This window comes from Pectobacterium sp. CHL-2024, from assembly GCF_044751765.1.
Classification (GTDB): Bacteria; Pseudomonadota; Gammaproteobacteria; order Enterobacterales; family Enterobacteriaceae; genus Pectobacterium; species Pectobacterium brasiliense.
This window is the reverse complement of sequence record NZ_JBIXKO010000008.1, coordinates 147,223-166,204: the sequence shown is the minus strand read 5'-3', so window position 1 is coordinate 166,204 and position 18,982 is coordinate 147,223. Positions and strand designations below refer to the sequence as shown.

The 18,982-nt window shown below is 48.2% G+C and carries 22 protein-coding genes and 1 tRNA gene; 11 read left to right on the top strand and 12 right to left on the bottom strand.

Translation table 11 applies throughout. The features are described from left to right. Window positions 1–72: 72 nt before the first annotated feature. On the top strand, window positions 73–603 hold the full coding sequence (locus ACIPUG_RS13975) for a DUF2946 domain-containing protein (protein WP_400338817.1): 531 nt from the start codon (window positions 73–75) through the stop codon (window positions 601–603). Window positions 604–704: 101 nt separating this feature from the next. Beyond that, window positions 705–2,228 (top strand): PepSY-associated TM helix domain-containing protein, encoded by a 1,524-nt coding sequence (locus ACIPUG_RS13970; protein WP_400338815.1) that lies wholly within the window; start codon window positions 705–707, stop codon window positions 2,226–2,228. A gap of 109 nt (window positions 2,229–2,337) precedes the next feature. Here ACIPUG_RS13970 and ACIPUG_RS13965 read toward each other — a convergent pair whose 3' ends face one another. From ACIPUG_RS13965 to ACIPUG_RS13955, 3 genes are all read right to left on the bottom strand, one after another. Continuing rightward, a complete protein-coding gene (locus ACIPUG_RS13965; RefSeq protein WP_039548628.1) occupies window positions 2,338–4,002 on the bottom strand; it encodes a methyl-accepting chemotaxis protein in 1,665 nt (554 codons plus the stop codon). A gap of 864 nt (window positions 4,003–4,866) precedes the next feature. Next, a complete protein-coding gene (locus ACIPUG_RS13960) occupies window positions 4,867–5,148 on the bottom strand; it encodes a hypothetical protein (RefSeq protein WP_039528633.1) in 282 nt (93 codons plus the stop codon). Window positions 5,149–5,306: 158 nt separating this feature from the next. Next, window positions 5,307–5,606, bottom strand: coding sequence for a hypothetical protein (locus tag ACIPUG_RS13955; protein WP_072036249.1), 300 nt, complete (start codon window positions 5,604–5,606; stop codon window positions 5,307–5,309). Window positions 5,607–5,761: 155 nt separating this feature from the next. Between ACIPUG_RS13955 and ACIPUG_RS13950 the strand changes: the two genes are divergently transcribed. Then, window positions 5,762–5,947, top strand: coding sequence for a GhoT/OrtT family toxin (locus tag ACIPUG_RS13950; protein WP_039275654.1), 186 nt, complete (start codon window positions 5,762–5,764; stop codon window positions 5,945–5,947). Between the two features lie 67 nt (window positions 5,948–6,014). Here ACIPUG_RS13950 and ACIPUG_RS13945 read toward each other — a convergent pair whose 3' ends face one another. From ACIPUG_RS13945 to ACIPUG_RS13930, 4 genes are all read right to left on the bottom strand, one after another. Beyond that, on the bottom strand, window positions 6,015–6,443 hold the full coding sequence (locus ACIPUG_RS13945; protein ID WP_400338811.1) for a universal stress protein: 429 nt from the start codon (window positions 6,441–6,443) through the stop codon (window positions 6,015–6,017). 166 nt (window positions 6,444–6,609) lie between these two features. Then, window positions 6,610–7,065 carry a GNAT family N-acetyltransferase gene (locus tag ACIPUG_RS13940; protein ID WP_180773597.1) on the bottom strand — a complete coding sequence of 152 codons (456 nt, stop codon included), beginning with the start codon at window positions 7,063–7,065 and terminating at the stop codon, window positions 6,610–6,612. Between the two features lie 4 nt (window positions 7,066–7,069). Beyond that, a complete protein-coding gene (locus ACIPUG_RS13935) occupies window positions 7,070–7,594 on the bottom strand; it encodes an isochorismatase family protein (RefSeq protein ID WP_014915860.1) in 525 nt (174 codons plus the stop codon). A gap of 88 nt (window positions 7,595–7,682) precedes the next feature. After that, window positions 7,683–8,105: an NUDIX hydrolase gene (locus ACIPUG_RS13930; protein ID WP_014915861.1), complete on the bottom strand. Its 423-nt coding sequence runs from the start codon at window positions 8,103–8,105 to the stop codon at window positions 7,683–7,685. A 520-nt stretch (window positions 8,106–8,625) separates the two neighbouring features. Here ACIPUG_RS13930 and ACIPUG_RS13925 point away from each other — a divergent pair. Beyond that, the gene (locus tag ACIPUG_RS13925; protein ID WP_039553833.1) at window positions 8,626–8,880 is read left to right on the top strand and encodes a biofilm/acid-resistance regulator YmgB/AriR; all 255 of its coding nucleotides are present in this window, start codon (window positions 8,626–8,628) and stop codon (window positions 8,878–8,880) included. 386 nt (window positions 8,881–9,266) lie between these two features. Here ACIPUG_RS13925 and ACIPUG_RS13920 read toward each other — a convergent pair. Next, window positions 9,267–9,354, bottom strand: a tRNA-Ser gene (locus ACIPUG_RS13920). A 286-nt stretch (window positions 9,355–9,640) separates the two neighbouring features. Here ACIPUG_RS13920 and yccA point away from each other — a divergent pair. Beyond that, window positions 9,641–10,300 carry an FtsH protease modulator YccA gene (gene yccA, locus ACIPUG_RS13915; RefSeq protein ID WP_010276064.1) on the top strand — a complete coding sequence of 220 codons (660 nt, stop codon included), beginning with the start codon at window positions 9,641–9,643 and terminating at the stop codon, window positions 10,298–10,300. A 109-nt stretch (window positions 10,301–10,409) separates the two neighbouring features. After that, a complete protein-coding gene (tusE, locus tag ACIPUG_RS13910; RefSeq protein WP_400338808.1) occupies window positions 10,410–10,739 on the top strand; it encodes a sulfurtransferase TusE in 330 nt (109 codons plus the stop codon). Window positions 10,740–10,751: 12 nt separating this feature from the next. Here the strand turns inward: tusE and yccX are convergent, their stop codons facing one another. After that, the gene (gene yccX / locus ACIPUG_RS13905) at window positions 10,752–11,030 is read right to left on the bottom strand and encodes an acylphosphatase (RefSeq protein ID WP_039464715.1); all 279 of its coding nucleotides are present in this window, start codon (window positions 11,028–11,030) and stop codon (window positions 10,752–10,754) included. A 225-nt stretch (window positions 11,031–11,255) separates the two neighbouring features. On the opposite strand from yccX, the gene hspQ reads away from it, so the two are divergent. Beyond that, on the top strand, window positions 11,256–11,564 hold the full coding sequence (hspQ, locus tag ACIPUG_RS13900) for a heat shock protein HspQ (RefSeq protein ID WP_039275664.1): 309 nt from the start codon (window positions 11,256–11,258) through the stop codon (window positions 11,562–11,564). Between the two features lie 79 nt (window positions 11,565–11,643). On the opposite strand, the gene ACIPUG_RS13895 is transcribed toward hspQ, so the two are convergent. Further along, window positions 11,644–12,057, bottom strand: coding sequence for a CoA-binding protein (locus ACIPUG_RS13895; protein ID WP_014915866.1), 414 nt, complete (start codon window positions 12,055–12,057; stop codon window positions 11,644–11,646). 194 nt (window positions 12,058–12,251) lie between these two features. Here ACIPUG_RS13895 and ACIPUG_RS13890 point away from each other — a divergent pair, with 194 nt between their 5' ends. Then, the gene (locus ACIPUG_RS13890) at window positions 12,252–12,776 is read left to right on the top strand and encodes a DUF2057 family protein (protein ID WP_014915867.1); all 525 of its coding nucleotides are present in this window, start codon (window positions 12,252–12,254) and stop codon (window positions 12,774–12,776) included. A gap of 137 nt (window positions 12,777–12,913) precedes the next feature. Continuing rightward, window positions 12,914–13,372 (top strand): methylglyoxal synthase, encoded by a 459-nt coding sequence (locus ACIPUG_RS13885; RefSeq protein WP_014915868.1) that lies wholly within the window; start codon window positions 12,914–12,916, stop codon window positions 13,370–13,372. Window positions 13,373–13,449: 77 nt separating this feature from the next. On the opposite strand, the gene helD is transcribed toward ACIPUG_RS13885, so the two are convergent. Beyond that, complete coding sequence (gene helD / locus ACIPUG_RS13880) at window positions 13,450–15,507, bottom strand: DNA helicase IV (protein ID WP_400338804.1); 2,058 nt, start codon at window positions 15,505–15,507, stop codon at window positions 13,450–13,452. 196 nt (window positions 15,508–15,703) lie between these two features. On the opposite strand from helD, the gene ACIPUG_RS13875 reads away from it, so the two are divergent. Further along, complete coding sequence (locus tag ACIPUG_RS13875) at window positions 15,704–16,150, top strand: YccF domain-containing protein (protein ID WP_400338801.1); 447 nt, start codon at window positions 15,704–15,706, stop codon at window positions 16,148–16,150. 20 nt (window positions 16,151–16,170) lie between these two features. Further along, window positions 16,171–18,306, top strand: coding sequence for a YccS family putative transporter (yccS, locus tag ACIPUG_RS13870; RefSeq protein WP_400338799.1), 2,136 nt, complete (start codon window positions 16,171–16,173; stop codon window positions 18,304–18,306). 14 nt (window positions 18,307–18,320) lie between these two features. Here the strand turns inward: yccS and ACIPUG_RS13865 are convergent, their stop codons facing one another. After that, on the bottom strand, window positions 18,321–18,941 hold the full coding sequence (locus ACIPUG_RS13865; RefSeq protein WP_180773602.1) for a TfoX/Sxy family DNA transformation protein: 621 nt from the start codon (window positions 18,939–18,941) through the stop codon (window positions 18,321–18,323). Between the last annotated feature and the right edge of the window lie 41 nt (window positions 18,942–18,982).

Below are 18,982 nucleotides of genomic sequence, written 5' to 3'. Positions count from 1 at the left end.
TTTGTGTAACAATGCAGGGACAAGTAAAGTACACTCCTTGGCTGAACCCGGTATTGTTGAATTAAGACTGCTATGCTTTTGTCCGCACTACGACGGCGAAGTTTCCCAGCCTGGGTCGGCATCTTCGCTATTTTGACCATCTTCATTGCCCCGGTGATTTCACAAACACTGGTGCTTCATGGGGCCCATGCTCATGAAAATGGTACAAACACGCATAGCTCGACTGCACATACTAGTACTACTGCACATACGGCCTACGCGCATGATACAACCGCGTCCACCGGCCACAGCGGCAGTATAGCCGAACCGCACCATAATCATAATCATAATCATAATCATAATCATAATCATACCGGACATCAGATGTCCGGGCATCACGCGGCGCAATCACACCATTCTCCCTCATCGCCATCCATGATGATGGACCATGCTGCTTGCGGTTACTGCGTACTCTTTTCGTATACGCCGGCGCTGTTCGCAACAGGCACTCCCAATCCCATACTGACTGCGTCTTTATCGGAAGCGCTGGTTATTCATTTTATTTCCCGCATTGTCCTTCCTGAGCGTTATGCTTCTCCTGTAGTCCGCGCCCCACCTTTCTGAATCACGCATCATCATGCTCATGTGCATTTATAACGCATCGCGCTATACCCTTTCAGGTGTGGCGTTTGATCATTTTTTGCTAAGTGATTTCAGAGGGGTCTATGTCACACCCTAATCAGGCATCAGCCACTGCTGCCGCCTCCGGCTCACGCCCAGCCGGAGAAACGGCGTCGGATAAACACGCGATGGATAACGTATCGCCACGTGCAGCGATCGTTGCCCTGTTCATCCGGCTTCATTTCTATATCGGTATTTTTGTCGGTCCTTTTATTTTTGTCGCCGCTCTGACAGGGACGCTGTATGTCCTGACACCGCAGATTGAAAACCAGCTGTATTCACACCAACTTTTCACCGAGAGTCAGGGCACGCCACATTCTCTGTCTGAGCAAATCCATGCGGCACAGGCGGGGCTCGCTCACCGTCAGGATGCAAAACTGCTTGCGATCCGCCCTGCACCGGTAGCCGGAGAAACCACCCGCGTCATGTTTGCCTTACCGGAATTGGGGCCATCGGAAAGCCGCGCCGTTTTCATCGATCCGGTTTCGCTGGAAAATCGTGGCAGTGAGATTGTTTACGGCACCAGCGGCATTCTGCCATTCCGCACCTGGCTTGATTACCTGCACCGCGGGCTGCTGTTAGGCGATGTCGGGCGTAATTACAGCGAGCTGGCAGCATCCTGGCTGTGGGTCGCAGCACTGGGCGGCGTTGTTATCTGGTGGTCAACCCGACATCTGTCGTCAGCGACCAAACGACGGAAATTGAAGAATAGCAAGACGACAACAGCCAAGACGCAGCGTCTGCGCCACTGGCACGCCACGATGGGGCTGACCCTTGTGCTTGGTTTGCTCTTTTTCTCCGTAACGGGGTTAACCTGGTCGCAATGGGCGGGAAGCAATATTTCTGTCGCGCGTACCGCACTAGGGTGGCAGACCCCATCGGTGAACACACAGTTGCCCACACCGATGTCTCATCACGACATGATGCACGGTCACGATATGGCGATGACTACAGATGAACATGCAGAGCACCATGTGTCGATGCCAATGGAGAATGTCGAAGCCGCTTCACCTGCGTTATTTGATGAAGTGCTGGCTGCCGCGCGCAATGCTGGGATTGATGCCAATAAAATCGAAATTCGCCCTGCCACCAAGCCGCACCGTGCCTGGACCGTCAGTGAGATCGATCGTTCCTGGCCAACGCAGGTTGATGCCGTGTCGGTTAACCCAGATACGCTGGAGATTATCGACAAAACTGATTTCAACACCTTCCCGCTTGCCGCCAAGCTCACCCGCTGGGGAGTGGATGCACATATGGGCGTGTTATTCGGTTTGCCAAACCAACTCATCCTCGCGGCATTTGGTCTTGGGCTCTGTACGATGATTGTGTGGGGCTATCGGATGTGGTGGATACGTCGGCCAAAATCTCGCCATGACGCTAATCCGATCAACACACTGACTGCGGCATTGTTAAGGGTTCCGCTCTTTCAGCGTGTGTTAATTGCGCTTATTACGCTGCTGCTGGCAGTGAGCTTGCCCGTCATGGGGATCAGCCTGCTCATCTTCCTGCTCATTGATGTTGTTCGGTGGTATATGAATCATCCTAAGCAAACTATCGCTAAAAGCTGATTTCCGTCCTGTCATCATTGCCCAACACGGCAATAAAAAACCGCCATTGTGTTACACAACAAGTGCACACAATGGCGGTCAATCAGCAATACCGTTTAACGACAAAACGTTAGAACGTGGTCCAATCCGCTAACTCACCTTTGGCTGCTGTTTTTTCTGTACGGCCATTTTTAGGGGCAGCCAGCGCAGGCGTTTCTGCTTTTCTATTTAATGTCGCACTTTTGTACGATGCACCAAGATTGAATACGCTGACCGTACGCGCGAGGCTATTGGCTTGATCCTGCAAAGAGAGCGCAGCGGCGGCAGATTCTTCAACCAGCGCAGCGTTTTGCTGGGTTGTCGTATCAATCTGCCCAACGGCCAGATTGATCTGGTTTATCCCATCACTTTGCTCACGGCTGGCCTGCGCAATTTCGCTGATGATTCCCGTTACGCCCTGCACATTCGTCACCAGTGAGTTCATCGTGATGCCGGTTTCTTCTACCAGCCCCATGCCGTCCTGCACTTTCTTGAACGAGTCATCGATAAGTTCTTTGATTTCTTTTGCCGCCGTAGCGCTTCGCTGAGCCAGCGCACGTACCTCACTGGCGACAACAGCAAACCCTCTGCCCTGTTCACCGGCACGTGCCGCTTCGACGGCCGCATTCAGCGCCAGAATGTTAGTTTGGAATGCAATGCCATCAATCACGCCGATAATTTCCGCCATACGCTGTGACGAATCACGAATACCACGCATTTCCTGCGTTACTGTTTCCATCATGGCGCCGCTTTTTTTCACGGTTTCAGACGCGCTAGCCGCAAGATCTGTCGCCTGCGTCGTGTTATCGGCGGTATTTCTTATTGTCGACGTCAATTGTTCCATTGATGACGCCGTTTCTTCCAGCGAGCTTGCCTGTTCTTCCGTTCGGGCAGATAAATCCTGGTTCCCCGCAGCAATTTGCGATGCGGCACTAGAGATCGTTTCTGCCCCATCGCGCACCTGGCTGACAATCTGCCTTAAGCTGCTGTTCATATTATTCAAGGCGGATAACAGCTGGCCGGTTTCATCTTTACGATCGGTATAAATTTCAGAGGTCAGATCGCCTTTCGCGACATTTTCGGCCACACCCAGCGCTTCCTGTAGCGGCTGAGTAACGCTACGGGTAATCAATGAAGCAATAATTAATCCAGCCAGCGCACTGATGATAATGATCGTAGCGAGGACCATCAGCGCATTTTTATAGCTGTCCCCTACTTCTTGCGCTGAGGATGACATTTTATCATCCTGTATATCGATGAATTCGTTGACTTTACTGGTGTATTTCGCCTGGGTAACACGCGTGACATTGAAGTACTCTTCGGCAGCCGCGTCGGTGTTCCCTGCTGAGACCAGTGCAGAGAGTTTGTTCGCTGAACCAAGGAAATCACGTCGGATATCGCTAATATCACGCAGTACCGCAACAGATTTATCGTCACTTACCGACTGGTTCAGGTACTCCATGAGTTCAGATATTTTCCCTGAACGCTCTTTGTTCAGCGCCAACTGTTTATTGATTTCACTTTCTGATTTAAGGAGTAGCAGCAGCTGCTGATTATTGAGGTAACCGTTCAGCTCATCAATGAGCTTGTTACTTTTGACGGTGAGTGGATAGTTTTGCGAAACAATCTCATCCATTTTTTCGTGAAAATCACTTAGCTTTGAAATTGCAACGCTGCCAATTACCAAAAGCATTAATACCAGAAAAGAAAATCCCGCCCCTAATCGATATCCTATACGCCAGTTGGACAAACTCATTAACATCTCCTTAATTAATTTTCTCTATCTGTATAAAAATATATAATTAAAAAATTAATATTTATTTAATAAATACAGATAGCTCCAATACTCTTTTTCATAACAAAAAATACACATCTCTGGACAGATTATTTATATGCCCTGGTGAGAAACATAAACAATATGCAGATAGACATGCTCATCAACCCACATCCATCACAGCCCGGTCGAATGGGTCTAGCCAGATACGGCGCTCGGTACAAGACATCTGCCCATACTGGCAGTGGAAAAAGTCATCCTTTACCCCTCATCTTTCGCCGCACACTCTCGTCCATAGCTGATTTTTTACATTCCCATATGCTCGATAAAACCCAGGAGCATTACCGCCACTAAAATTAGGGTTAAATAGCAGCGATAAGGGTGAATAAAAAACCAGAACACGCCTTCTTTACGCCGAAGGTGGTATCGGCCTTTTGTAGATAATCTTTATATTTTCTAACTTATGACATTAATATCTATTAAATCGATCATTTTTTTATAATCTATCTATTTATAAGATATGTGTTTTTCAGGGAGGATAAATATTGCATTTAGGATGTAACAATAACCTCAAAAACAAAAGGTAACAATTCATTATAAAATTAAATAAACACAATCTGAATTTATATTATGGCGATCGTGGAGAGTGGGTATATATGGGATTAGATGAATAAGTTGCAATAGTATACTTTCAAGTGACTTTCACTTTCTATACTAGCCGCATTACAGGCAGGATGCTTTGAGCAAAGAAACGCACCCAGAGGTCTTTTTATCAAGACCTCTGGGTGATTTAATTTTATTATTTACTTCTTGAATCAATCAGAGATTCAACATCACATTTCAGCATTACTTTTTCTTGGAAGCCGCTTTGGATTTACCTTTCAGCAATTCCCGAACTTTCTTTAGCTCTTTCTGCGTCAACGGCGCTTCTGCTCCGACTTCTTCTGTACCCTGACTGTCCACTAATTCAGAGGACAACTCAGAGGTCTGGTGGCTTTCATCAAAGCTTCTCAATAATCGGGCGCTGACTTCTGCACTGATAGATACTTCGTTTTCCAGGGCAGCCGCTTTGATTTTTTCTTTCAGCTCTGAGGAAATCTTCAGGGACAGACTAGATATCTCACTCATTTTATTACCTTTCTCATGGGGTAAAATAGTAAGCTATGACAGCCTGCAAGCAATGTCCATACTGAAATAAAAATTTAATATTTCTGTCACAGAAAAAGCGTAATCAGACTCTTAGCAAAGAGATTATTATTTCGCTATTTTTATTTCCCTGCCGAATACTATCTATTTCCGTTTTTCATTCTCCAATCGTCAATCATTTTCCGAGTCACTTCGTCTTTGTAACAGATGGGCGAATATCCTCCTGCCCGACTCCATGCGCTACGTTTACCGCACCTGCTGCCATTACGTGCTGAATTATAAGGGCAAGGACAGTTACCAGAATAAGACGAAATCGATTCCTGAATGACCTGTTCTTTGATCTGCTCATCAGAAATTCGGACATTTTTCGCCATACTAGGCGTAGAAATAGAAAGCAGGGCCACAACACATACCATCGCAACAGCCAGCGTTGTTTTCATACCAAGGGTCTCATTTTAACCAGAGGATAATAACTGCGGTACAAGATACGTACCGCAGAACAATGTCACTCAACTACCCATTAAGAGTTAAAAAATTGATCGTAAAATATTAACAACATAAAATGCAGGTGCTGCGAGGATAAAAGGAAACAAACGTGCCACATCATTCCCCATGGGAACTCATTAAACTGACCTACATGATCGGCTTTGTCGTTTCCCTGATCGTGACGTTCTTGTTAAGTAAAGACAAATCCCTGCTCATCCGATTTTTTGCTTCGTTGATAGTCGGGCTAACCTGGCCGTTGAGCTTTCCCGTTGTCCTGCTGTTCTCCATTTTTTAAAGCGGCCTCACCGTAAGCTTGCTGCCCCGTCAACAACCTCAGACGAGGCAGCAAGGTTATGCACAAACTAGCGGACAACTAAGACTGACATTTTCGCATGGCGAACGATTGCTGCGGCATTTGAACCAAGTAGGTAGGTTTTCACATTCGGTCGCCGCGAACCAATGACGATTAAATCTGCATTAATCTCTTCCGCCAGCGCTAATACTTCGTCTCTGGCCGAGCCAAAACTGACGCTACATGACAAACGCGAGGCAGGAAGGTCGATCGTTTTCATCAGTGATTTCAGCTTGTCATTCGCTTTCACCACCACCTCATTCTCCAACTCTTTTATGCCAAAAGAATAAGCAGACAAAAACGCCGACGCATCTGGGAGGGAATGAAAGAGGTGGATTGCGGCACCCGACATTTTGGCCAACCTGACTGCATGCGTAAGCGCGTGTTTGGTGAGTTCATCTTCTTCTATATCTACTGGCACCAGAATGCTCGTGTACATAATCACCTCTCCCCTACGTGGATAACTGATTACCTGTCAGTCAGTAAGAAGCGTAGTCTGCCCCTCGTCAGCAAAATATGATCCCGTTCACTTTTACGCATGTTGCCTGCAACTTTTAACCCAATCGGCGCACAAAGTAAGCCGTTAGCTCACCTGTGGTTTTCATCTAAAGCGATCGTGAATAGATACGTGACGATTCACCCCAGGGGTGATAGCCCATTCCGGTAAAGTGAAATCCATACCGTTCATAAAAACCGAGTAGCTCGGTGCATAAATGCAATGCAGAAAAACCAGCACGGCGAGCTTCCTGAGCAAGATGCTCAATCAACCGCCCCGCATAACCTTTGCCACGATGGTTCTCTTCAACGTAAAGCGCGCACAGCCAGGGATAAAGATCCATGCGGCTGATGAAATCATTGGTAATTAACCCTGCACCGCCGATAATTTGCCCATCCTTCTCCAGCAGATACCAATCTGGCAATGGGTTTTCCGCATCAATACAGTGGCTGATACAGTCTTCGTAAAGCATCAGCGTCTCATCTGATGCCCAGTGGCGTTGGAAGTACTGGATCGCCTGCTCTTTGTATTCGGGGCGATTTCTGACAGAAATAATATTCAGCATGGAACTAACGACTCATCTTCCATGAAGCAACGATGTGCTCCGTGGTTTCTACCGTAATCGTGTTGCCCGGAATAATAAAATTCCGCCACACGTCGTTGTAATGCGTGACGAGCTGTTCGGCTTTCAGTTCGCCGCGATTCGCCGTCGTATGCGCATCAGCTGCAATCGTCAGCGCATAGCCTCGGCTGGCTGCATTCTTAATGGTTGCATCAACGCAATAGTCTGTCGCACACCCGCAAATCGTAAGGTGGTTAACACCCAACTCAGCCAGCACATCGGCTAACGACGTGCGGTAAAATGCATCGCACGCCGTTTTGGTGATAAACAGACTCCCCTCTGGCTGATGCAGTTCAGGTAATAGCTGCCACCCATCGCTGCCAGACAGCATGCCGTCTTCTTCATGCTGAATAAAAATCGTCCGATCTGCTGCATCTGAAAGCTGGTTTATCAATGCGACCGTCTGCGCTTGTCGCGCTCTTGGCGTTGAAAACACCGCATTTTGCATATCAATCACTATCAAAACCTGCATCTTTTTTTCCTTATTTCGACGCTTAACATCGGCACGGATTATCATCACGGATCAACGGCATGCCATCATCCCCACCAGTCAATTCCGACTAGATCATGTCCACTATACCATGAGGATAAAACTTGATTTCCCCTGAACGCAGCAAATCAATATCAAACCAGCGAGTCACGATCGGAACACCGTTTGTCTCTATCCCATGAATGATATCTTGTTGATAAAGAGACTCATCCTGAAATCGGGCCTCATAAACAAAGACAATCTCATGACCCGGCTTGCCATTGTAGGAGAAAATATTCTCTGAAACGCCCAACAGCGAAAAGTCCTTGGTCGCCGCACTGATTTCCTCCTGAACTTCCCTCTCCGCCGCGGCCTGCGACAGTTCGCCAAAATCGATGCCTCCACCGAGCGGCAACACATAGTGCTCATCTTTTATCGGGTCATGCCCTTCGGCTAACAGAATTTTGCCATTATTGCGGAAAAGACAAACTGCTTTTGCTCTGATCTTTTGCATGCCAACGCTCCAGGTAAACTACAGCTCTCTTTTGATAAAAAGATATTTTTGATAAAGAGACACTTTTTGGGTAAACGGACAATTTTTGACAAAAAGACATTTATTGATAAACAGCATGTATCACAGAAAAATGTCATCTTCTTGTACAGATCAAAATCTTATAGGTCGTAATCAAAATGCATTAATAGTCTTTATGTTCAGTTAATGTTTTTCCCTGCCTCCTTTCCTCTCGTTATGTTTAACTTATTGAAGTTATGTATCTCGCATAATTATTTCAGACATAATATTGGTGGGAAACGAACAATTCATATTTATCCGCCTGACCATTGATCCCCGTCATCCTTTCACGTTTGGAAGCATTGCGAGTAACGCTGTGTTTATTTATCTTATCAACTGGTTTTATGCGTATGATCGACTAAAGTTAAGTAACCATTTCTTCATGTCTGGCGGATAGCGCGTTCGTGCCGTCTGGCAAGACGTGCATTCACCCTGTCAGAAAGCGCTAAAGGGAGGAAAAACAATGCATTCAGAGGTACCCCCAAACGAGCTCCCGATATCTGATGTTCTCAGTCTTGACTCTCAGATCAGCGATATGGAAATGCTTGGCAACATTGTGGAAGAGATCATTCAATCTGGCCATTCCGTCAGTAACAAGGCCATCATCGCTAAATTAGTCCACAAGATTGAAACAGAGGCCAATGCCGCTTTTCAGGAAAAATATCGCACATTGCTCGATCTGGTTGTTTATAAAACTCAGGATGATTTCCTGATTTAATCTGTAATCAATACATCAACCTATCGTTTTCAGTCACATACATGTTTTCCATGTTCAGCGTTTTATTTAATGTACGCAAGGCCGAACAGAATATGTAAGCAATAAATAACACCGGTATTTGTATTGTTATTATTGAGCAATAATTATCTATTTATTAATAATGAATAACGCGATGCTTATTTATTTTTTACCAATCGTTAGTATTCATTTCTGAATGAATAGGTGATGGGAAAAACTCGCTTCGTGTCTTCACTACATGTTTCAACATGCTCAGCGCAGAAGTTGTTACGGACAATCGCCACATCAGTGCCATAAGGTAAAAACGATTCTGGGATTTGATAGCAGAAACGAAAACGGGCTAGCCTAAGCTAACCCGTTGAATTTTGTGGCGGAGGAGTAGAGATTCGAACTCTAGAACACTTTCGCGTCGCCGGTTTTCAAGACCGGTGCCTTCAACCACTCGGCCACTCCTCCGCAATGACGCGAACTATAAACAGTGTGTGAGATCTTGTAAAGCATCACAGCGCTCAATCGCCTGAAAAATAGCCTAACGCAGTGCAATTGGACGCAAAACCGTCACGCAGCAGATAAAATAGTGCAATTTATCTCCGGTATCACACCACTTGCCGAACAAAACACAAGCGCTGGCAGAAAAATGAAAAATTTCAGCGTAAAGAAGGGTAAACCATCTTTAATAACGTCATGAAACTATTTACTCTTTGACATTGGATAATAGCACCCTGAAGAGAGAGTCGCTGATATGGATCGTATTGTTGTTTCTTCTACCCGTGAAAGCTCGCTACTCAGCACGCACAAAGTGCTGCGCAACACCTATTTCCTGCTGTCGCTGACACTGGGTTTTTCAGCCGTTACCGCCACGGCAAGCACCGTACTCAACCTGCCTGCCCCTGGCTTAATTCTGATGCTGGTTGGGTTTTATGGTCTGATGTTCCTGACGCACAAGCTGGCTAACAGCCCTGCAGGCATTCTGGCCGCGTTCGCACTGACCGGATTCATGGGCTATACGCTGGGCCCAATTTTAAGCTCGCTGATTTCCACCGGCGCAGGCGACATTGTCATGCTGGCCCTCGGCGGCACGGCGGTGGTGTTCTTCTGCTGTTCAGCTTATGTCTTAACGACACGTAAGGATATGTCCTTCCTGTCAGGCATGATGATGGCTGGATTTGTTGTCCTGGTTGTTGCCGTTATCGCCAATCTGTTCTTGCAGATTCCGGCTCTGCATCTGGCAATCAGCGCCCTGTTTATTCTGTTCTCTGCGGGTGCCATCCTGTGGGAGACCAGTAACATCATCCACGGTGGCGAAACCAACTACATCCGGGCGACAGTTAGCCTGTATGTCGCGATATACAATATCTTCGTTAGCCTGTTGAGCATTCTGGGCATCATGCGTAACGACTAAGCCACATCTATCGCCGCACCAAGAAAGCCCCATCTGGGGCTTTTTTTATTCCGGTGCAGATAGAAAAATTTGGTAAACTGCGGGCTGAACTATCGCAGTCGGAGAGAAGATGTTGGAGTTTGAAGGGCGGACAATCGCAACTGACACACAGGGTTACCTGATGGACAGCACCGCATGGAGTGAAGCATTGGCTCCCGTGTTAGCGGAACAGGAAGGCATTGTGTTGACTGAACCGCATTGGGAAGTCGTCCGGTTTGTGCGGAATTTTTATCAGGAGTTCAATACGTCACCCGCGATACGCATGTTGGTTAAGGCGATGGCGCAAAAGTATGGTGAGGAGAAAGGAAATAGCCGCTACCTGTACAAACTGTTCCCAAAAGGGCCAGCCAAGCAGGCAACTAAAATCGCCGGCTTACCCAAACCGGTGAAATGCATCTAGCGTCACCCAGGTTCAATAGCGGATCGTAAACCCTTCATAGTCCGTCTTGCCATGTGGCTCAATAAGCACCTTATCCACTCTGGCGCTTCGTGGGCCTCCTTGCTTCAGCCACTCAATCAACGCCTCTACCGCATGAGGTTCACCGCTTGCTACCACCTCTACGCTGCCATCATCACAATTGCGTGCATATCCATTGAGCCCAAGCTGCCTAGCCTGATGCTGCGTGCTGTAACGAAATCCAACGCCCTGAACCACACCATAGACATAGGCGACCGTCGCTATCTTTGCCATCTTCTTCCCCCCTTTCCTACCCTGCAACCACACAACATTTCATTAGCAGACCTGTATCTTCTAAAAATTTACACCATACTGTTAATAATGTGTTCAGCCAGCGATTCATCAACGAACACATGACTTGAAAAACGCTGTACGCTAAAAGGCGTTATCGGATGCGGTCATTTTCCTTCACGCCATCCGCAACGAGTAGAAAGTGTAATCTATTTCCAGGGGGGTGATATGATCATCTGTAAATTTGGTATCGGACAACAGATTCGTCATAGACAACTGGGATTTCCAGGGGTTGTGATTGATATCGATCCCGAATACTCATTAGACACGCCCACCTGGGAAGAAATTAGCGGCAATGACACACCGCGCTCCGAACCGTGGTACCACGTTGTGATGGAAGATGACGAAGGCCAACCGATTCATACTTATCTGGCAGAAGCGCAGCTGATGAAGGAAGAACTTTCTGAGCATGACCACCCTTCGCTAAACGAATTAGCCGAGGTCATTCAACGCCGCGCGCCACAGCTGCGCCATTAGTTTTTCACTAACAGTAGATGCTGATGACCAAAGGCAGGCATTGGCGATGTTGTGATATTCAGCATCGCCTATCTGCAACTTATTTCTCCAACCCCAGCCGCGGGATTTCAATTTTCGGACAGCGATCCATTACGACTGTCAGCCCGGCATCGTGAGCCAAAATTGCGGCTTGCTCATTAATGACACCAATCTGTAGCCACAGAACGGTAGCGCCAATGGCGATGGCTTCTTTGGCAATCTCATAGGCCGCTTCCGGCTGGCGAAAAACATCGACCATATCAACTGGTTTAGGAATATCCTCTAAGCTGGCATACGCTTTTTGACCTAAAAGTGTCTGACCGGCCAGTTTGGGGCTAACGGGAATAACGTCGTAGCCCTGCTTAAGCAAATATGCCATCACGCCATAGCTCGGACGGGATGGATTATCGCTGGCCCCCACTACCGCAATGGTTTTTACCGTTTTCAGTACAGACTCAATCTCTCTGTCATTCATGCTATTCAACCTCTCTTGCGTGATTGATTACAGTGTATCGCACATTCTACGAATAGCATGAAATGGCTTAAGACCACCTCCATCTGCGCCCTATAGCGCGAAAAATGCCATAACAGCCTGTTTCAAATTGAAACCTTTGACACATTCAGACAATTCCTCAACAATACTCGGATTACGTTCCATCTGGGAAAATTATGAAATTCGGCTTCATCACTGTCTGCCTTGTTATTGCAGGTTTAAATACCTCTGCAATGGCGGCAACAACGTTGAAATTAGATCAGAAAATCGATCTCCTTATGGTTGACGGGCAAAAGATGTCAGGCTCGTTGCTGAAAGGTGCCGATAGCCTCGAACTTGGCAGTGGACAACACCAGATTCTGTTCAAAGTCGTCGATACTGTCGATGCCCAGACCGGTGCGCCAGCGACCTATTTCCCTTCAACCTTTATTGCGACCTTTAACACGGAAAAAGTGGCATCGGTGTCATTCAAGCTACCGCCGTTACAAACCCTTCAGGATCGCAAAAATTTTACCGCCCAGCCTCAATATCAATTGCTTGATGAAAAAAATCAGGCGATCCCCGTGCGTACCGATGCGTTTGTGATCGCAGACAATGAGCTACTTGATATAGAGCGAAAAATGTCAGAGTACAACGCGGCGGCGAACGGGGCTTCAGTTGCGGGCTTTGCTACCGCACTGAATGAATCCGTAAGCTGGTGATTTTACGCGCAGTCACATCTGATTTTTGATACCCGTTCGCCTTTTCCTGCTTTTATCGCTTTGCACTGAAACTACGTTTCCGTAATCTGTCTGTACCCTAGCGTCAGCTTTACTACACCAGATTGAAGGACGTAACCATGGAGTTCACCACCCGTACCATCCCCGCGCAAAAACATATCGCGCTGGTCGCGCACGACCACTGTAAACAATCTTTGCTGGATTGGGTTGGTACGAATAAACAACAGCTCACAGAGCACACGCTTTACGCTACCGGAACCACCGGCAACCTGATTCAGTTGAACACGGGCCTGCCCGTAAAAAGCATGCTAAGTGGACCGATGGGGGGTGACCAGCAGGTTGGCGCACTCATTTCCGAAGGGAAAATCGATTTAATGATCTTCTTTTGGGATCCGCTTAACGCCGTACCACACGATCCCGATGTGAAGGCGCTGCTGAGACTGGCTACAGTCTGGAACATTCCTGTTGCTACCAACCGGGCAACGGCGGATTTCCTGATTAACTCAGCGCTATTTAAAGAATCCGTTCAAATTGCCATTCCTGATTATCAGCGCTACTTGCAAGATCGTCTGAAATAATATCAGTACATCACAATGGACCAGCGGCGTACTACGTTGTCGACGCTGGTCTCTTCTGTTCTACTTTTCTCTTTTCGTTATCCCGGCTTACGCTGCGTCGGTACACCTAAACGATGAAGATGTTCAATAAACACCGATGGATTCGCCACATCCTGTAGCAACCACACGCGATGTTTCGCCCTCGTCAACGCCACATAGAGCAAACGTCGCTCTTCCGCATCGGGGAAGTCCTCCGGTTCAGGTAACAGCACCGCCTCAATCACCGACTCTCTTGCCGGCGCTGGGAAGCCGTCCTTCCCTTCATGCATACCTACGATAATGACATATTCCGCCTGCTGCCCTTTACTGGCATGCACCGTCATGAAATCAATGTGCAAATTCGGCCATTTGGTTGCAGCCTTTTCCAAAATCGCCGGGCGTAAATGGTGATAACGCGCAAGCACGAGAATGCGTTCATCAGCTTTCACAAAACCGCTCAGTTTATCCAGAAGTGGCTCAAGCTGCTCCTGAGGCAGAATAGTCACCGCTTTTTTATCTCCCTTACTCAGGCTATTAAGCGGTTTCTTCAACTGATACGGGTTTTGCTGTATGAAGGTGTTGGCGATTTCACCAATGCGTTCATTAAAGCGATAGGTCGTATCCAGCGCGCATTGCTCGCCTACGCCGAAATGCTGTTCAAATGCCGTCGTCAACGCCAGCTCAGCACCGCTAAAACGGTAAATTGCCTGCCAATCATCCCCGACGGCAAAAAGACAGGTACGGCTATTTTGTCGACGCAGTGCTGCAAGTAAGCTCGCACGCTGTGGCGAAATATCCTGAAATTCGTCCACCAGAATGTGCTTCCAAGGGCTGACAAAGCGCCCTTTATCCAGCAAGTTCACGGCCTGATGGATAAGGCCAGAGAAGTCGACGGCGTTCTCGTCCTTAAGCGCTTTTTTCCAGGCTTTCAACAGCGGTGCCATCAGGCGAATGCGTTGCTGAAAGTCTGTCCGAATGGATTCTGGTGCCTGCTCAATCATTTCACTCTGGCTGCCACCATGCATACGCATCAATCCCAGCCAGCGCTCAAGTCGCCCGGCCAACCGCCCCGCCAGCTTCGGATCGTTCCAGAAATCACCTTCTGGTACATCCCATTCCAGCTCTTCCGCTAACCAGCGTCGCCACCCGTTAGCCTGCGTTTTTTTCTCTGCACACTGCTGCTGCCAGTGAGAAACCAGCAGTTCGCGACGCTGTTTCGCATCGCTTTCCAGTTGGCTTATCATCGGGGCCTTGCGGCTAGCCTGCTGAATAATGTGCAATGCCAGCGCATGGAACGTCTTAGCCTGAATCTCATCCGTATGAAGCCGCTCCCGAATGCGATCGTTCATCTCTTCTGCCGCTTTACGACCAAATGCCAGCAGCAAAATTTGCTCGGGCGTGGCCTCTTGTCGGTGCATTAACCACGCCGCTCGGGCCACCAGCACGGAGGTTTTTCCGCTGCCTGCGCCCGCCAGTACCAATACGCCTTCTTCGCCATTGATCACCGCTTTACTCTGCGACACATTTAATGGCGAACTCTCCACCGTTTCAAAGAAAGGCTGCTCTGCCACCAGTGTGCGATCCATCCATGCCTGATTCACCGCAGTGCGCATCTCATCACCTTGCTCAAGCCAGCGTAAGCAGTGCCAGTAGTTATCACGGCAGTTATCAAAAGTCTCAAGACGAGAAACAGGCAGGGGCAAAGCCCCCAGAGAATCGCGAATGGCATTCTGCAACGTAGTGAGAGCCTGACGGCTAAACCATTTGTCCTGCTGCGTCAGCGTGTGAATATTGTCCGTTTGGCGCTGTAAAACTTCAGCGCTGATCAGACTCATCTCCTCACTCCAGTCGAGCCAGGATTTAAGAAGATGGCGGTAAAAAGCCTGCGTTTCCTGCCACTCTGTTCCGTGCAGGCGCACCACTTTTCCGGCTGGCAATTCAAATTCCAGCTCTCCCCACACCAGCCCTCTTTTACAATGAATACTCAGCAACTGATTAAAGGGGATCAGGTATTGATGTTTATCGCCACTCACTTCGACACCGGCATTCAGTAACCGCACCCGATTGTAAGGATGCTGGGCCAGATGTTTACCTAACGAGGTAGATTTCAGTTCCATGATGTTCGCGCCATGACTATGTGAGAGGTTATTTGTCCATTTTTTGTCGTTTATCTGTCCCTAGTTTACCCGTTATCGGACTTCACGCTCTAGCCTTAAAAACAGGTTAGGATATCCTGATGCTTAATGTGATAATTCTTTTACCATCAGCGAGTTTGGGACGTTATCTGGTTACCTTACAAGTACAGGAGAGACTATGCGTACTGTGTTGAATATCCTTAATTTCGTATTAGGTGGTTTTTTCACCACGCTAGCCTGGCTGCTGGCGACAGTCGTCAGCGTGCTACTGATTTTTACTTTACCGCTAACACGTTCATGCTGGGAAATCACCAAGCTGTCGCTCTTGCCTTATGGTAATGAAGCGATCCACGTTGATGAGCTACGTCCAGATGAAAAGAGCGCCATTCTCAGCGCTGGCGGATCGTTGCTGAACATCTTCTGGTTCATTTTCTTTGGCTGGTGGCTTTGCCTGTCGCACATCATTACAGGCATCGCACAGTGCATTACGATCATTGGCATTCCTGTTGGCATCGCCAATTTTAAAATTGCCGCCATCGCGCTGTGGCCAGTAGGGCGTCGCGTGGTTTCCATAGAACTGGCGCAGGCCGCCAGGGAAAACAATGCCCGCCGCCACTTTCGCTAACGGCATCTAAGGATATTACGTTGCTCACCTTCACCTCAGGAATTCGCCGCTATGTGTATAACAGCAGTTGGCTGTATACCATTCGCATCTTTATTGCACTGAGTGGTGCGGCGGCAGTTCCCTGGTGGCTGGGTCAGCCAACATCGACAATCCCCGTCACACTTGGCGTCGTCGCGGCCGCCCTCACCGACCTTGACGATCGCCTCACCGGGCGTCTGCGTAATTTGTTCATTACGCTGGCCTGTTTTTTTGTCGCTTCCGTCTCGATCGAACTGCTTTTCCCCCACCCCTGGCTATTTGGTCTTGGTCTGGCGGTATCGACCTGCGGCTTTATTCTGCTCGGCGCATTAGGGCAACGCTATGCAACCATCGCATTCGGCGCATTGCTGATCGCGATTTACACCATGCTGGGCATATCCCTTTACGACAATTGGTATCAGCAGCCCATCATGCTGCTGATCGGGGCCTCGTGGTACAATCTGCTGACGCTATTCGGCCATGTGATTTTCCCCATCCGCCCGTTGCAGGACAACCTCGCGCAGTGTTATCAGCAGTTGGCACGCTATCTGGATGCCAAAGCTAACCTCTTCGATCCCGATATTGAGGAAGAAACTGACAAGCCCCTCATTGACGTCGCGATGGCAAACAGCCAACTAGTTGCGACACTCAATCAGACCAAGTCATCGCTGTTAACACGCTTGCGGGGCGATCGCGGCCAGCGTGGAACGCGTCAAACGTTGCACTACTATTTCGTCGCGCAGGATATTCACGAACGGGCCAGTTCATCGCATGTTTACTATCCGCAATTGCGTGAAAAACTGCGTTATAGCGACGTCCTATTTCGCTTTCAGCGCCTGCTGAGTAGGCAGGCCAAAGCCTGTCAACAGCTGTCGCAATCCATTCTGCTGCACCAAAAATATCAGCATGACGGCCGCATTGAGCGGGCTTTCGTGCATCTTGAATCCGCTATTGCGCGTATCGCTGCCAACAACATGGCGGATGCCTCGCAAATTAAGGCACTCACTTATCTATTAAATAATTTACGCGCTATTGATGCCCAACTAGCGACTATCGAATCCGAACAGGCCATTGAGCAAGAGAACAACCCGGAAAACACGCTGGCAGACGACAAAATCACGGGCTGGAGTGACATCCGCTTACGTATTAGTCGCCACCTGACGCCGCAGTCAGCACTGTTTCGTCATGCTATCCGTATGTCCGTGCTGCTCTGTAGCGGCTACGCATTAATTCAGATAACGGGCTTGCAACACGGTTACTGGATCCTGCTCACCAGCCTGTTTGTTTGTCAGCCCAACTACAACGCCACTCGGCGGCGACTGACGTTGAGAATCATCGGGACATTGACCGGTATTTTGCTCGGCTTACCCATCCTGTACTTCGTTCCTTCGCTGGAAGGACAGCTCACGTTGATCGTTATTAGCGGCGTACTATTTTTCGCCTTTCGCAACGTGCAGTACGCCCACGCGACCATGTTTATTACCCTGCTTGTCCTGCTCTGTTTCAACCTGTTGGGTGAAGGCTTTGACGTTGCGGTGCCACGCATCATTGATACGCTACTTGGGTGTGCCATCGCCTGGGCGGCGGTGAGTTTTATTTGGCCGGACTGGCGCTTTCGCGCTCTGCCAACCGTCATCAATAAGACACTGGACGCTAACTGCCGCTATCTTGATGCGATCATGGTTCAATATTATGAGGGGAAAGATAATAGCCTGCCTTATCGTATTGCCCGCCGCGATGCGCATAACTGCGATGCCGAACTGGCATCCGTTGTGTCGAATATGTCTTCAGAACCTCATGCGACCAGAAGCAAGCTGGACAGCGCATTCCGCTTTATGTGCCTGAATCATACGTTGCTAAGCTATATTTCGACGCTCGGCGCACACCGCGGGAAAATTACCTCAACGGAAACGCTGCAATTGCTGGATGATGCCGTTTGTCATGTTGATGGTGCGCTACACTGTAGCGAAGAGGAAAGTTTACGTATCAATCAGGGATTGAAAACCATTACCGCCAGTCTTCAATCCCTCTCACCCGAGTCAGACAGTAAAGAATCATTAATTATTCAGCAAATCGGCCTGTTGATCGGTCTCTTACCTGAACTCGTACAGCTAAAAAATGACATGATGACACAGTGAAACAGACGCATCCCTTAGTGCTTTGGCCCTTTGGAGACCGCATTACTTTTATACCATTCCAACAGTTCATTGCGGATACCGCGAGGGAGTGCCGCCTGATGTGTACCACAAATGGCGCCAGCAAGCGCCAATAGCACGTTAACACTCAGATTAGCGCGAACCTTCCGCAACTCGAGATAGCTGTTTTTCGCACCATAATGCTGTAATTCATCGACATTCTTGATCCCTGCTTTCCACAGCAGCCGTTCGATATCGTGGTTAAGATTCGGAAGATCCTTTAACCGCCCGTTGGTACTTCTGACTGCTTTATCATACTGCGCCCCTCCCAACGCCAGATGGGCGAAATACAATAGCTGCTCAGATTCTTGCCATAATACTTCATCGACAAGAAAGTAATTCAACGGAACGGGCATACCGCGCTTGGTATAAATCAGATTAGGCATATCACGCTGCTGAAAATATTTTTCATCCTTCTTACTGGCGCGAAGATAAAGCTCCCCTTCCGACACCAGTCCAAAAATCGTTTTATTTGCTGCGATGCTGTAGCCACCAAATTGGGAACGTGAAGTGATGTCCCCCAAAGATGAAAAAGACTGCTGAGATTGCAAAATCCTTTTTTTGCATAATTGCTTCATTGCCATAATCCTTAGTATTGAAATGATCTCGTCCTGAACAA

What these genes read in the sequence shown, in the direction of transcription:
- ACIPUG_RS13975 (WP_400338817.1), top strand. Translation starts at nt 73, where the DNA reads ATGCTTTTGTCCGCACTACGACGGCGAAGTTTCCCAGCCTGGGTCGGC.
- ACIPUG_RS13970 (WP_400338815.1), top strand. Translation starts at nt 705, where the DNA reads ATGTCACACCCTAATCAGGCATCAGCCACTGCTGCCGCCTCCGGCTCA.
- ACIPUG_RS13965 (WP_039548628.1), bottom strand. Translation starts at nt 4,002, where the DNA reads ATGAGTTTGTCCAACTGGCGTATAGGATATCGATTAGGGGCGGGATTT.
- ACIPUG_RS13960 (WP_039528633.1), bottom strand. Translation starts at nt 5,148, where the DNA reads ATGAGTGAGATATCTAGTCTGTCCCTGAAGATTTCCTCAGAGCTGAAA.
- ACIPUG_RS13955 (WP_072036249.1), bottom strand. Translation starts at nt 5,606, where the DNA reads ATGAAAACAACGCTGGCTGTTGCGATGGTATGTGTTGTGGCCCTGCTT.
- ACIPUG_RS13945 (WP_400338811.1), bottom strand. Translation starts at nt 6,443, where the DNA reads ATGTACACGAGCATTCTGGTGCCAGTAGATATAGAAGAAGATGAACTC.
- ACIPUG_RS13940 (WP_180773597.1), bottom strand. Translation starts at nt 7,065, where the DNA reads ATGCTGAATATTATTTCTGTCAGAAATCGCCCCGAATACAAAGAGCAG.
- ACIPUG_RS13935 (WP_014915860.1), bottom strand. Translation starts at nt 7,594, where the DNA reads ATGCAGGTTTTGATAGTGATTGATATGCAAAATGCGGTGTTTTCAACG.
- ACIPUG_RS13930 (WP_014915861.1), bottom strand. Translation starts at nt 8,105, where the DNA reads ATGCAAAAGATCAGAGCAAAAGCAGTTTGTCTTTTCCGCAATAATGGC.
- ACIPUG_RS13925 (WP_039553833.1), top strand. Translation starts at nt 8,626, where the DNA reads ATGCATTCAGAGGTACCCCCAAACGAGCTCCCGATATCTGATGTTCTC.
- yccA (WP_010276064.1), top strand. Translation starts at nt 9,641, where the DNA reads ATGGATCGTATTGTTGTTTCTTCTACCCGTGAAAGCTCGCTACTCAGC.
- tusE (WP_400338808.1), top strand. Translation starts at nt 10,410, where the DNA reads ATGTTGGAGTTTGAAGGGCGGACAATCGCAACTGACACACAGGGTTAC.
- yccX (WP_039464715.1), bottom strand. Translation starts at nt 11,030, where the DNA reads ATGGCAAAGATAGCGACGGTCGCCTATGTCTATGGTGTGGTTCAGGGC.
- hspQ (WP_039275664.1), top strand. Translation starts at nt 11,256, where the DNA reads ATGATCATCTGTAAATTTGGTATCGGACAACAGATTCGTCATAGACAA.
- ACIPUG_RS13895 (WP_014915866.1), bottom strand. Translation starts at nt 12,057, where the DNA reads ATGAATGACAGAGAGATTGAGTCTGTACTGAAAACGGTAAAAACCATT.
- ACIPUG_RS13890 (WP_014915867.1), top strand. Translation starts at nt 12,252, where the DNA reads ATGAAATTCGGCTTCATCACTGTCTGCCTTGTTATTGCAGGTTTAAAT.
- ACIPUG_RS13885 (WP_014915868.1), top strand. Translation starts at nt 12,914, where the DNA reads ATGGAGTTCACCACCCGTACCATCCCCGCGCAAAAACATATCGCGCTG.
- helD (WP_400338804.1), bottom strand. Translation starts at nt 15,507, where the DNA reads ATGGAACTGAAATCTACCTCGTTAGGTAAACATCTGGCCCAGCATCCT.
- ACIPUG_RS13875 (WP_400338801.1), top strand. Translation starts at nt 15,704, where the DNA reads ATGCGTACTGTGTTGAATATCCTTAATTTCGTATTAGGTGGTTTTTTC.
- ACIPUG_RS13865 (WP_180773602.1), bottom strand. Translation starts at nt 18,941, where the DNA reads ATGAAGCAATTATGCAAAAAAAGGATTTTGCAATCTCAGCAGTCTTTT.